Source organism: Rhizorhabdus histidinilytica (assembly GCF_900167915.1).
Classification (GTDB): domain Bacteria; phylum Pseudomonadota; class Alphaproteobacteria; order Sphingomonadales; family Sphingomonadaceae; genus Rhizorhabdus; species Rhizorhabdus histidinilytica.
Genome location: NZ_FUYM01000004.1, coordinates 290,928 through 303,205, shown reverse-complemented (window position 1 = coordinate 303,205; position 12,278 = coordinate 290,928). Strand labels below are relative to the sequence as shown.

Annotated in this window: 13 protein-coding genes; 6 read left to right on the top strand and 7 right to left on the bottom strand. The window is 67.6% G+C overall.

Annotation, left to right across the window (positions count from 1 at the left end; genetic code table 11):
* Nucleotides 1-116 precede the first annotated feature (116 nt).
* From bufA2 to B5X82_RS10895, 3 genes are read left to right on the top strand one after another with little or no spacing between them, the layout of a single operon-like run.
* Entirely contained in the window at nt 117-392 is a 276-nt protein-coding gene (gene bufA2 / locus B5X82_RS10905) for a BufA2 family periplasmic bufferin-type metallophore (RefSeq protein WP_079648182.1), read from the top strand.
* Nucleotides 393-438: 46 nt separating this feature from the next.
* Nucleotides 439-1,275: an MNIO family bufferin maturase gene (gene bufB / locus B5X82_RS10900; RefSeq protein ID WP_079648181.1), complete on the top strand. Its 837-nt coding sequence runs from the start codon at nt 439-441 to the stop codon at nt 1,273-1,275.
* On the top strand, nt 1,272-2,018 hold the full coding sequence (locus tag B5X82_RS10895) for an HvfC/BufC family peptide modification chaperone (protein ID WP_079648180.1): 747 nt from the start codon (nt 1,272-1,274) through the stop codon (nt 2,016-2,018). Before bufB ends, B5X82_RS10895 begins: the two co-directional genes overlap by 4 nt.
* A 7-nt stretch (nt 2,019-2,025) precedes the next feature.
* Here B5X82_RS10895 and B5X82_RS10890 read toward each other — a convergent pair whose 3' ends face one another.
* Nucleotides 2,026-2,802: an SDR family NAD(P)-dependent oxidoreductase gene (locus B5X82_RS10890; RefSeq protein ID WP_079648179.1), complete on the bottom strand. Its 777-nt coding sequence runs from the start codon at nt 2,800-2,802 to the stop codon at nt 2,026-2,028.
* A gap of 52 nt (nt 2,803-2,854) precedes the next feature.
* On the bottom strand, nt 2,855-3,682 hold the full coding sequence (locus B5X82_RS10885; RefSeq protein ID WP_079648178.1) for an alpha/beta fold hydrolase: 828 nt from the start codon (nt 3,680-3,682) through the stop codon (nt 2,855-2,857).
* A 127-nt stretch (nt 3,683-3,809) separates the two neighbouring features.
* On the opposite strand from B5X82_RS10885, the gene B5X82_RS10880 reads away from it, so the two are divergent.
* A complete protein-coding gene (locus B5X82_RS10880) occupies nt 3,810-4,805 on the top strand; it encodes a GlxA family transcriptional regulator (RefSeq protein WP_079648177.1) in 996 nt (331 codons plus the stop codon).
* A gap of 7 nt (nt 4,806-4,812) precedes the next feature.
* On the opposite strand, the gene B5X82_RS10875 is transcribed toward B5X82_RS10880, so the two are convergent.
* Complete coding sequence (locus tag B5X82_RS10875) at nt 4,813-5,748, bottom strand: DUF808 domain-containing protein (RefSeq protein WP_079648176.1); 936 nt, start codon at nt 5,746-5,748, stop codon at nt 4,813-4,815.
* A 104-nt stretch (nt 5,749-5,852) separates the two neighbouring features.
* On the opposite strand from B5X82_RS10875, the gene B5X82_RS10870 reads away from it, so the two are divergent.
* Both B5X82_RS10870 and B5X82_RS10865 read left to right on the top strand, forming a co-directional pair.
* Entirely contained in the window at nt 5,853-6,911 is a 1,059-nt protein-coding gene (locus tag B5X82_RS10870; protein WP_079648175.1) for a potassium channel family protein, read from the top strand.
* Nucleotides 6,912-6,920: 9 nt separating this feature from the next.
* On the top strand, nt 6,921-7,142 hold the full coding sequence (locus tag B5X82_RS10865) for a DUF2093 domain-containing protein (protein ID WP_079648174.1): 222 nt from the start codon (nt 6,921-6,923) through the stop codon (nt 7,140-7,142).
* Here B5X82_RS10865 and B5X82_RS10860 read toward each other — a convergent pair.
* From B5X82_RS10860 to B5X82_RS10845, 4 genes are all read right to left on the bottom strand, one after another.
* Complete coding sequence (locus tag B5X82_RS10860) at nt 7,126-8,724, bottom strand: NAD(P)/FAD-dependent oxidoreductase (RefSeq protein WP_079648173.1); 1,599 nt, start codon at nt 8,722-8,724, stop codon at nt 7,126-7,128. The two genes, B5X82_RS10865 and B5X82_RS10860, sit on opposite strands and share 17 nt — an antisense overlap.
* Nucleotides 8,725-8,855: 131 nt before the next feature.
* Nucleotides 8,856-9,464, bottom strand: a complete 609-nt coding sequence (locus tag B5X82_RS10855) for a murein L,D-transpeptidase catalytic domain family protein (protein ID WP_079648391.1) — start codon at nt 9,462-9,464, stop codon at nt 8,856-8,858.
* A 10-nt stretch (nt 9,465-9,474) separates the two neighbouring features.
* Nucleotides 9,475-10,947 carry a CYTH and CHAD domain-containing protein gene (locus tag B5X82_RS10850; protein ID WP_079648172.1) on the bottom strand — a complete coding sequence of 491 codons (1,473 nt, stop codon included), beginning with the start codon at nt 10,945-10,947 and terminating at the stop codon, nt 9,475-9,477.
* 65 nt (nt 10,948-11,012) lie between these two features.
* Nucleotides 11,013-12,272, bottom strand: a complete 1,260-nt coding sequence (locus tag B5X82_RS10845) for a M24 family metallopeptidase (RefSeq protein ID WP_079648171.1) — start codon at nt 12,270-12,272, stop codon at nt 11,013-11,015.
* Nucleotides 12,273-12,278: the final 6 nt, after the last annotated feature.

Genomic DNA, 12,278 nt, shown 5'->3' with positions numbered 1-12,278 from the left:
AAAGAGTCTCGATGGTGCGATGCCGATGAAATAATCATCGGGCAGTTGGAACCCGGTCTCGGGCCGCACCGTATCTGCCCGCGCCACCCAAGGCATGAACCAGGGGAGAATGAAGGATGTCCACCGTCAAGACCGGCGTCAGCGCCGCCGCTTCCGCCGCCCTCATCGCCTTCGCCGCGATGCAGGCGGCGCCCGCGCTGGCCGATGCCACCACCGAAGCAAAGACCGTTCATTGCTATGGCGTCAACAGCTGCAAGGGCGCGTCCGACTGCGCCACCGCCGAGCATTCGTGCAAGGGCCAGAACGCCTGCAAGGGCCAGGGCTATAAGGAGATGACCGCCGACGCCTGCAAGGCGGCCGGCGGCACCACCACCGAGCCCAAGAAGAAATAAGGTCCGGAGCGGCCGGGTGGCTCGTCCACCCGGCCGGTTTCCCGCGATGTCCGGCATGTCCCACCTCCTCTTCGGTCTCGGCCTGCGCAAGCCGCATTATGGCGACTTCCTCGATGGCGACGAGCCGGTCGCGGTCGATTTCGTCGAGGTGATCTCCGAGAATTTCATGGTGCCGGGCGGACGGCCGCGCGATGTGCTGCGCCGCGTGCGTGAGCGCCATCCCGTCGCGTTGCACGGCGTATCGATGTCGGTGGGATCGGCAGACGGCATCGACCGCGACTATCTGGCGCGGCTTCGCCTGCTGGTCGATGACGTCGATCCGCTGTTCGTGTCCGACCATTTGTGCTGGACGCGGATCGAGGGGTTCAATTCGCACGACCTGTTGCCGCTGCCTTATACCGAGGAGGCGCTCGATGTGGTCTGCGACAATATCGCGGTCGCGCAGGACGTGCTCGGCCGGGAAATGTTGATCGAGAATCCGTCGAGCTACGTCGCCTTCGACGCGCCGATGACCGAGTGGGAATTTCTCGACGCGATGTGCGCGCGCACCGGTTGCGGCTTGCTGCTGGACGTCAACAATATCTACGTCAGCGCGACCAATCACGGCTTCGATGCGCAGGCCTATCTGGCCGGCATCCCGGCCGACAGGGTCGCGCAGATCCATCTCGCGGGGCACAGCCAGGGGCGCACGCTGCTGATCGACACGCACGACCGGCCGGTGCCGCCGCCGGTATGGACGCTCTACGAGGCCGCGATCGCCAGGCTGGGGCCGGTCGCGACGATGATCGAGCGCGACGACGACATCCCGCCGCTCGCCGAGCTGCTCGACGAGTTGCAGGCCGCGCGCGACATGGCCGGCGCACATATGCGGCGGGCGGCATGAGCCTGCTCGCGATGCAGCGCGATTTCCGCGCGTGGCTGTCCGAATCCTCGGATGATGCCGCGCTGCGGATCGGCGAGGCGGTGCGGCCCGGGCTCGAAGTCTATCACGACAATTATCGTGCGGCGCTGGCGAACTGTCTGGCCGAGGTGTTCGAGCGCGTGCGTCTGTGGATCGGTGACGAACGATTCCGGTCGACGACGGCAGCGCATATCGATGTCACGCCGCCGCATGCCTGGACGCTCGACGCCTATGCCGGGGATTTTCCGGAGACGCTGGAGCTGTTGTTCGGCGACGATCCCGAGATCGCCGAACTGGGTTGGCTCGATCTTGCCTTGTCCGAGGCCTTTGTCGGCCCTGACTCCGCGCCGGTCGATCCGGGCCGGCTGGGCGGGATCGATTGGGATCGGGCCGTGCTGCGCCTGTCGCCGACTTTGACGACGCATGTTTTCCGAAGCAACGCTGCGGCGATCTGGTCGGCGCTGTCGGCCGGCGAGGTCCCGCCGGTGGCAGCGCTTCTGGCGGAACCGGTGACGATGCTGGTGTGGCGCAAGGGTCTGATGCCTTGTTTCCGTACCCTGGAACCGGCCGAAGCGAAGGCGATCGATCTGGCTCGATCGGGGGTGGGCTTCGGCTCGATCTGCGCGGCTATGCTCGAGCAGCTTGAGGAAGAGGACGGCGTGGCCGCCGCCGGTCAGCTTCTGGGGCGCTGGATGGGCGACGGCCTGGTCGTCGGGATCGACTGAGCCAATCTCAGCGCCGGTAGCGATCCGCGGCGTGTCGGTGTGACAGATTGGGACGCAGCGCCATCCGGGCCGCCAGATAGGTGTCGAAATCGGCGGTGTCGGGCAGCGAGGGGATGGTGATCCTCTCGCCCTGGTCGAGCCCGGCCAGCGCCGCGTCGACCATCTCGTCGACCTCCATCACCATTTCGTCCGGGATCCCCGATAGCTGCTCCTCCTCCCAGATCGCGGTGCGCGTGATGCCGGGTAGCACCGCCTGGACACGGACGCCCTTCGCACCCAATTCGACCTGCAACGCTTCGGTGAAGGCGAGGACGAAGGCCTTGCTCGCCGGATAGACGACGGTGAAGCCGTCAGGCATCAGCGCGGTGACCGAGGTGAGATTGATGATCGTGCCGGCGCCGTTGGCAGCCAGACGCGGGGCGATCGCGGCGGCGAGCCGGGTGACGGCGACGATATTGAGGTTGATGAGGCCGGTCAGGAAGGCGGGATCGGCATCGGCGAACGGGCCTTCGCCGGCGATGCCGGCATTGTTGATGAGCGTGTCGATCGCCTCGTCGCTACGCAACCTGGCCTCGACCCTGGCGAGATCCTCCGCCTTGCCGAGATCGGCGGGCAGGATCTCTACCGAGACCCCGGTTTCGACGCGGAGCCGGGCGGCGAGGGCTTCAAGCTTGGCGGTGCTGCGGGCGACGAGCACGAGATCCTGGCCGCGTCGAGCGAGGCGATCGGCATAGACCTCGCCGATCCCGCTGGAAGCGCCGGTGATGAGGGCCTTGGTGGTCATGGCGGGTTCCTTTGCAAGACGTCCCCTCCCGGATCGGGAGGGGATCGATCGTTCAGGCTTTGATGAAACCGAGCAGATCGGCGTTGAACCGGTCCTGATGGGTCTGGGTCAGACCGTGGTCGGCGCCTTCGTAGACCTTCAGGACGGCGTGCTTGACGATCTTCACGGTCGACAGCGCCGAGGCGCCGATCGGCACGATCTGGTCATCGTCGCCGTGCAGGACGAGGGTCGGTATGTCGAACTTCCTGAGATCCTCGCTGAAATCGCTTTCGGAGAACGCGCGGATGCTGTCGAGCTGGCCCTTCAGACCGCCCATCATGCCCTGCCGCCAGAAATCCTCCCTGATCCCTTCGGAGATCACGGCGCCCTCGCGGTTATAGCCGTAGAAGGGGATGGTGATGTCCTTGAAATATTGCGAGCGATTGTCGAACGTGCCCTTGCGGATGCCGTCGAACACCTCGATCGGCAGGCCGATCGGATTGGCCTCGGTCTTCAGCATCAGCGGCGGGACCGCGCCGATCAGACCGACCTTGGCGACCCGCGCCGTGCCGTGCCGACCGATATAGCGGGTGACCTCCCCGCCGCCGGTCGAATGGCCGACCAGGATGACGTCGCGCAGGTCGAGCCGTTCGATCAGTTCGGCAAGATCGTCGGCATATTGGTCCATGGTGTTGTTGTCCCAGACCTGGTCCGAGCGGCCGTGGCTGCGGCGGTCATGGGCGATGGTGCGGAAGCCCTGGCCGGCGAAGAAGACGAGTTGGGCGTCCCAGGCGTCGGCGGTCAACGGCCAGCCGTGGGAGAAGATGATCGGCTGGCCGTCCCGGGGACCCAGGTCCTTGTAGAAGATGTGGGTGCCGTCCTTGGTGGTGATCGTATTCATGTCGCTATTCCCTCTGCTTGAATGCTCAGGCGTTTCCGCCGGTGATTGAAGGGATAGGCGCGATGCGGCATGGTCGGGATTGGCGGATTCGACATTATCCGAGGCAAAACCGACAAAGGATCTGGCGATGGCGGGAAAAGCGGCGGCGATGCGGCCCGAGGTGGGCCTGGTCCTTTATCCTGGATGCCAGTTGGCGATGGTTCACGGCATGACCGACCTGATCGACATCGCGGGCCAGTTCGCCAGGATTCATGGGGGAGAGCCGATCCGGGTGAGCCATTGGCGATTGCAGGATGCCGGCGGATTCGCCCGTTGCCACGACACGCATTCCGGCGAACCGGGTAGCCCGACCTATCTGATCGTGCCCGGGAGGCTGAGCGGCGTGATGGATGCGGTGGAGGCGGCGCCCTATGCCCGCTTCCTGCTCGACCGCCATGCGCAGGGGGCGACCCTGGCGTCGAACTGTGGCGGGGCTTTTGTCCTGGCGGCGACCGGGCTGCTGTCCGGCAGGCCAGCGACGACCCACTGGATGTTCGCGAACGCCTTTCGCGAGCGCTTTCCCGACGTGCTGCTCGATCCCGACAAGATCGTGATCGAGGACGGCGACATCATCACTGCCGGCGGGCTGATGGCGTGGACCGACCTCGGCCTGAAGCTGGTCGACCGGCTGTTCGGGCCGACCGTGGTGGTGGAGACAGGACGCTTCCTGCTGGTCGACCCGGCCGGCCGGGAGCAGCGCCACTACAGCAGCTTCTCACCACGCATGACGCATGGCGACGAACCGATCCTCAAGGTTCAGCACTGGTTGCAGGCGAAGGGAGCTCGGGCCGTCAGCGTGGCCGACATGGCGGCTCAGGCCGGGATGGAGGAGCGGACCTTCCTGCGCCGGTTCAAGGCGGCTACCGGGCTGAAGCCCACCGAATATTCGCAACATCTGCGGATCGGCAAGGCGCGCGAACTGCTGGAGTTCACCAGGCGCCCCGTCGAGCAGATCGCCTGGACCGTTGGCTATGAGGACGCCGCCGCTTTCCGCAAGCTGTTCCATCGCATCATCGGTCTGTCGCCGGGCGATTACCGCCAGCGTTTCGGCGTCGGTCGCGGCGAGGTGGCCGCCGCCGCCTAGGCGCGACTCAGTGCCCCTTGCCGCGGAGGGCTCCGATCAGGTGAACGGCCGGGACGATCGCGCCGCCGATCGCCAGGCCGGCGATGCCCGACCCGATCGCCGTGACCAGCCAGCCGATGATGGATCCACCGGCCGGCACCGCATGGGCGGCCGCCTCGCTCAGATGATGGAGAAGATGGGCGGGGGCGGGGACGCCGAGCACTTCCAGGCCATGGACCAGAATGCCGCCTCCCACCCAGATCATCGCGGCGGTGCCGATGATCGACAGCCAGCGCATCACCACCGGCATGCCCTTGACGAGTGCGCAGCCCAGCGTCCGTGTCGCCGGCTTGCGGGCGAGATGCAGGCCGATATCGTCCATCTTCACGATCAGCCCTACAACGCCATAGACGCCAGCGGTGATCGCGATGCCGACCGCGGCAAGGACGATTGCCTGCATCGGGATCGTCTGGCTGGAGACCTCGGCCAGCGCGATCGCCATGATCTCGGCCGACAGGATCAGGTCGGTGCGGATCGCGCCCGATACCTGTTCCTTTTCCAGCGTCGCGGGGTCGGTGGTGGCGACATGCTCCTCGACGGGATGATGGCCGCCGATGGCCTCGATAACCTTCTCCGCCCCTTCGAAGCAGAGGAAGGCGCCGCCGAGCATCAGCAGCGGCGTCACCGCCCAGGGCGCAAAGGCACTGAGCAGCAGCGCGGCGGGCAGCAGGATGAGCAACTTGTTGCGGAGCGATCCGACCGCGATCCGGGCGATGATCGGCAGTTCGCGATCGGGCGTCAGGCCGGTGACGTAGCGCGGCGTGACCGCGGCATCGTCGACCACGACGCCGACCGCCTTGCTCCCGGCCTTGCCCGCCGCCGCGCCGACATCGTCGAGCGAGGCCGCGGCGAGCTTGGTCAATCCCGCGATGTCGTCCAACAATGCGACCAGTCCCGACGCCATCGATCTTCCTTCCTGACCCTGCTTGGTGCATCCCTGTAGAGGGAGCGGCGAACGGGTCAAAGGCGAACTGTCTCCGTCGCGGCCGCCGGAACGAAAGGAACCCCGTGCTCCGCCCAAGGCCGCGCCGTGACCAGAGGCTGCTTCTCCACCGCAAGAGCGGGACGCCCGTATGGCTGTCGCTGTTGTGGCGGGTGGCGCTGGCCTTTGCGCTCATCGCGGTCGCGCTGGCCGGGCACTGGATCGACCGGGGCGGGCTGCGTGACAATATCGACGGCGCGATCAGCTTCGTCGACGTGCTCTATTTCACGATGATCACGGTCACCACGGTCGGCTATGGCGATATCGTGCCGGTGACCGAGCGGGCCCGCCTGTTCGACACCTTCGTGGTCACGCCGGTCAGGTTGTTCGTCTGGCTGATCTTTCTGGGGACCGCCTATGAATTCCTGCTCAAGCATGTCTGGGAGAAGTGGCGCATGAGCGTGATCCAGCGGAAGCTGCGCGGCCATGTCGTGATCGCCGGCTACGGCACCACCGGATCGGAAGCTGCGAGCGAACTGATCCGACGCGGCTTGAAGCCCGCCGAGATCGTCGTCATCGATCCGCGCCAGGACAATCTGCGCGCCGCCGAGGCAAGCGGCGCCAACGTGATCGACGGGGATGCGACCCGCAATTCGATCCTGGAGGCGGTGCGGATCGCCGAGGCCAAGGCGATCATCGTCGCCGCCGGACGGGACGATACCTCGATCCTGATCGTGCTCACCGCCCGGCGGCTGGCGCCCGGCGTGCCGATCAGCGTGGTGATCCGGTCCGAGGACAATGAGGCGCTGGCCCGGCAGGCGGGGGCGGATACGGTGATCAATCCGGCCAGCTTCGCCGGGCTGCTGCTCGCCGGATCGACCCATGGCCCGCACATCGCCGACTATATGGCCGACCTCGCCAATGCCGACGGCCGGGTGACGCTGCGCGAGCGGCTGGTGTCGGCCGAGGAGGTGGGCAAGCCGCTAGCGGCAATTGCGACCGGCCTCGGTCTGCGCATCTACCGCGACGGAACGCCTCACGGCTTCTGGGAGGCGGCCGCCGGCCGGCTGGAAGCGGGCGACCAGATCGTCGAGGTGGTGCCGAGGGGTGAAGGCGGGGTTTCGTCGCGCGGACCTGTCCTGTAGGATGGCGCGATGCTGTTCTCCGGTAAGCTCGCGATCCTGCGCTACGACACGCCTCAATTCTCCATCGTCCAACGGGGCGACCATGTGCTGTGCGCGGTGACGGGGGAACGGATTCCGCTCAACGAGCTGCGCTATTGGAGCGTCGACCATCAGGAGGCCTATCGCGGGCCGGCCGAGGCCCATGCCGCCTATGCGGCGGGCGGCGCGGCTAATCTTAGCCGGCGAGGCTGAGCGCCACCGCTTCCGCCACCTTGATCCCATCCACGGCGGCGGAAAGAATGCCCCCCGCATAACCCGCGCCCTCGCCCGCCGGGAACAGGCCGGCGACGTTGAGGCTCTGGAAATCCTTGCCGCGGGTGATGCGGATCGGCGACGAGGTGCGCGTCTCGACCCCGGTCATGATCGCGTCGGGGTCGTCATATCGCGCGATCTGGCGGCCGAAGACGGGCAGCGCCTCACACAGCGCGTCGATCGCGAAGTCGGGCAGGCAGAGCGACAGGTCGGTCAGATGGACGCCCGGCTTGTAGGACGGCGTCACCGCGCCGAGCGCGCTCGAGGGGCGGCGGGCGAGGAAGTCGCCGACGAGCTGGCCGGGCGCTTCGTAGCTCGACCCGCCGGCGACGAAGGCGCGTTCCTCCCAATGGCGTTGCAGGGCGATGCCGGCGAGCGGATGGCCGGGATAGTCGCGTTCGGGGTCGATGCCGACGACGAGGCCGGAATTGGCGTTGAACTCCTTGCGCGAATATTGGCTCATGCCGTTGGTGACGACGCGCCCCTCCTCCGAGGTCGCGGCGACGACGCGGCCGCCGGGGCACATGCAGAAGCTGTAGACCGATCGCCCGTTGGCGCAGTGGTGCGAGAGGGCATAGGCCGCCGCGCCGAGGTCCGGGTGCCCGGCGCACTGGCCGAAGCGGGCCCGGTCGATCCAGCTTTGCGGATGCTCGATGCGGACGCCAATCGAGAAGGGCTTCGCCTCGATATGGACGCCGCGATCATGGAGCGCGTGGAAGGTGTCGCGCGAGCTGTGACCGATGGCGAGCACGACATGGCCGGTCTCAAGATAGTCGCCATTGTGGAGATGGAGCCCGCGCAGCCGGCCGTCACGGATGTCGAAATCGACGACGCGCTGCTCGAAGCGATATTCGCCGCCCAGTTCCTCGACCGTAGCGCGCATGTTCTCGACCATCGAGACGAGCCGGAAGGTGCCGATGTGCGGGTGCGCCTCGGTCAGAATCTCCTCGGGCGCGCCGGCCTTGACGAATTCGGTCAGCACCTTGCGGCCCAGGAAGCGCGGATCCTTGATCTGGCTGTAGAGCTTGCCGTCGGAGAAGGTGCCCGCGCCACCCTCGCCGAACTGGACGTTCGACTCGGGATTGAGGACGCTACGCCGCCAGAGGCCCCAGGTGTCCTTGGTCCGCTCGCGCACCACCTTGCCGCGTTCGAGGATGATCGGGCGGAAACCCATCTGCGCCAGGATCAGGCCGGCGAACAGTCCGCAGGGGCCGGCGCCGATCACCACCGGGCGAGGGGCATCGGCCGGCGCCGTCGCCACGAAGCGATAGCCGGTGTCGGGAGTCGGGCGGACATGGCTGTCGTCCGCGAAGCGCGCGAGGACGGAGGCCTCGTCGGCAAGCGTCACGTCGACCGAATAGACCATCAGGATCGCCGACTTGCGGCGCGCGTCGTTGGCGCGGCGGGCGACCTCCCAGCTCAGCAGATCGGTGGGCGCGATCCCCAATCGCGCGACGATCGCGGCGGGCAGCGCCTCGGCCGGATGGTCGAGCGGCAGCTTGATTTCGGAAATGCGGAGCATCGCGCGGCTTTACGAGCCCGAGCGCGACGCTGCAACGTCAGAGCACGTCCCAGAACATGAAGTAGAGCATCGCGAACCAGGCGAGCAGCCCGAGCACGCCTCGTATCCAGCCCAGGTTGCGGCGAAACCAGTCAGCCATCGATCCTCCCGGCATAGAGCAGGCGTCCCTTGCCGAGACGGGCAAGGACGGTCGCGATATCCGCTTCCCCGACGGCGAAGCAACCGTCGCTGCGGCCGAGCTTGCCCTGCTTCGCGATCATGTCGGGATCGGCGTACCAGGCGGAATGGATCACGATTGCGCGCTCCTCGGCATGGGCGTTGGTGGGATCGAGGCCGATCAGGCGGCGCGACGGGCCGTGAATGCCCTCATAGGCGTCGCCGGTGAGATAGGCGCCCTCGGAGGTGGCGGCGGAGCCGACGACGTCGGAGAAGCGCTGGAGCCGGCCTTCATGATCGGGATCGGACCCCTTGCCATGGGCGACGAGCAGCGCGGTCGCCGTGCCGCGCAGGATATCGACGAGGAAAAGGCGCGGAACCGAGGAAGGAAGGCCGAAATCGGCGATGGCGATCATGTCGCGCGACCAGATGTGCCGGTGATGGCGGAACAGCGCAGCGAGAGCGCGGTCGACCAGGCGTGGATCGATCATCGGCGCGGCAGCGGCCAGGCCCAGGGGGCGGGCGAAGGCGGCGGCGGCCGGCACGGCGAGGGCCGCCGCGACCAGCGCCCGGCGGGTCAGCAGGAAGGCGGGATCAGTCGCGCCAGAAACGTTTGGTGTCGATGAGGGTTTCGAAACAATCCTCGGCATCGTCGAGCAGGCGCTTGCGTTCCTTCTTGCCCGGCATGGGCAGGGTCGCCTCCACGCCCAAGGTGGCGAACAGCCCTGGCGCGGCGGCGATGTCGTTGAGCTGCCCCAGCTTGTCCTGCAATGCCTCGAGCCGGTCAAGGAAACGCTCCATCCGTCGGCGCGCTTTCCGCCCGGAATAGAGCGATACGAAGAATTCGGCCGCATAGCGCAGTTTCTTGGCGTCCTTGCGGACTTCGTGCCGATGCTCGTCGTCGGTATCGGCGAGGCCTTTGCCCGCGCGCTTGATCCGCTTGCGCAGCCGTTCGAGCCGATCGCCGGCAAAGGCGCGGATATGGCGGTCGCGCAGATCAGGATCGGCGGGATCGGTCTGCCATCGGCCCAGCACGAGCCATTCGGCGAGCTCGATCGGCAGCAACCGGACCCGGCTGCTGTCGAGCAGGGTGCGGAGATGGCCGAAGCGGTCCTCGCGGATCGCGAACAGGGCCGCGCGGGCAGGCTCTTCGAGGCGCGGCACCAGCACGTCGATGTCGCGGATTCCGCCTAGTTCGGCGGCGAGCCAGCGCAGCTCCGACGCGAACGCCGCCGCGCGATCGTCGCCGTCCAGCAACGGGCCGAACAGCCAGAAGGCGGTCCGCAGGCGGCGCAAGGCGACCCGGGCCTGGTGCAACTGCTCGACCCCGCCCGACAGCAGCAGCAGGTCCTCGTTGCGGCGATACTGGCGGAGGCAGGAGGCGGCGATCGCGGCGAAGGCGTCGCCGGCGGCCATCGCCCGGTCGAGCTTCAGCGGCTCGGCCTTCACCGCGGCGGTGAAGGCCTTGTCGGCCAGCGCATAGCCGCGCTCGGACTTGGTCGACACGCCGAGCCGCAGCGGCACCAGCTCGGTGAGCGCGCGGGCAAGATCGAACAGCGCCTGCGGGGCTCCGCGCTTGAGCTCCAGCTCCAGCTCGCACACCACGCTGCCGCGTGTCCCGGCGCGGACCTCGCCGAGGTCGATCGCATAGTCGATACGGCTGCCGTCGGGGCGATCGAGAGGCCCCTCGATGCGGTCGACGGCGGTCGTGAAGACCGGTTCGACCCGGGCGAGCAGCGCGGCATCGAAGAGCTGGACGAGGGGACCCGATTTCTCGTCGAGTATCGGCTCGTCGCCAGGCACGGGGCGTTCCCATTCGCCGCGCACGAACAGGCCGGCGGTCTCGCCCGACGCCGCCTTCACCGTCTGGATGCGCTCGCCGCCGCCGGTGCGGATGCGAAGCGCATAGCCCGCTTTGTCGAGGTGGAAGCCGGGCGTGTCGAAATAGGTGGCGGCGAGCCGCCGCGGCGCCGCTGGTTCGGGGCCGAACAGAGCACAGGCCGCGAGACGATCCCGGTCGGCGGGATCAAAGTCGAGCTTCAGCTCAATTTCGACGGGCTCGTCCATATCCCTCCCGATCGGTCACGCCATCCTATGACGACCGCAAGTCAAAGTCATGACGCGCCTTCGCTTCAATCGAACGGCCGATCGATCGACGCGGGCGGGCGGGTGAACCAGCGCGGACCATCGGCCGTCATGTGGAAGCAATCCTCGATGCGGACCCCGAAGGCGCCGGGGATGTAGATGCCGGGCTCGTTAGAGAAGCACATGCCCGGGGCGAGCGGTGTCGTCTCGCCATGGACGAGGTTGACCGGCTCATGCCCGTCCATGCCGATGCCGTGGCCGGTCCGGTGCGGCGTGCCGGGTAGCTTGTAGCCGGGGCCATAGCCGAGCGAGGCGTAATAGGCGCGGACTGCGTCGTCGACCTTGCCGGCCGGGGTGCCGACCTGCGCGGTTTCCATCGCGATGTCCTGGCCGCGCCGGACCTGGTCGAACAGCAGGCGCTGCTTCGCATCGGCCGTGCGGCCGAACACCATCGTCCGCGAGATGTCCGACTGATAGCCGAGGACCGTGACGCCCGCATCGAACAGGATGACCTCGCCGTCGGCTACGCGGCGCGGGATGTGCGAGCCATGCGGATAGGCGCTGGATTCGCCGATCAGGATCAGGCCGCCGTCGGTTTCCCCGCCCAGCGCGCGGCTGGCGGCGATCAGCATCGCCTGGATGTCTTGCTGGCTCATGCCACGCTCGATGCGCGGCGCGACGTGGCGGAAGGCGGCGATCTGGATATCGGCGGCGAGCTGCATCAGCGCCAGCTCGGCAGGCGACTTGATCATCCGGCAGCCGCGCACCACCGATGCGCCCGAGACGAGCCGCGCGTCGGGCAGCGCCTGTTGCAGCCCGTCGACCGCGAAGAAGCGGACGGTTTCCTCGACGGCTATCGTGCTCTTGTCGAGCTTGCGCCGCTGCAGGAAGTCGCTGATCAGCGCGATCGGGCTCTCGTCCTCCTGCCAGACATGGACGTCGCCGGGCACGGCGAGGCTCTCGCGGATCGAAGGCTCCTCGAAGCCGGGGGTGACGATCAGCACGTCGCCGTCCGCCGGAATGATCGCCGCGGTCAGCCGTTCGCTGCGCCACCAGTCGATGCCGGTGAAGTAGAGCAGCGACGACCCGGCCTCGACGAGCAGCGCGCCGATATCCTGCGCGCGCATCAGCTCCTGCGCCCGGGCGATGCGGCCGAGCCGTTCCTGGGTGGAGATCGGCTTGGCGCTGCCGGTCATCGGCGCCAGACCTGCGGCGCTGCCGGCCGCCCAGGCGGGCGGGACGGCCATCATGGCGAGGCTGGCAAGACCGCCTCCGATCAGCAATTCTCGTCGGCTGGCGCGCATCATGCGACT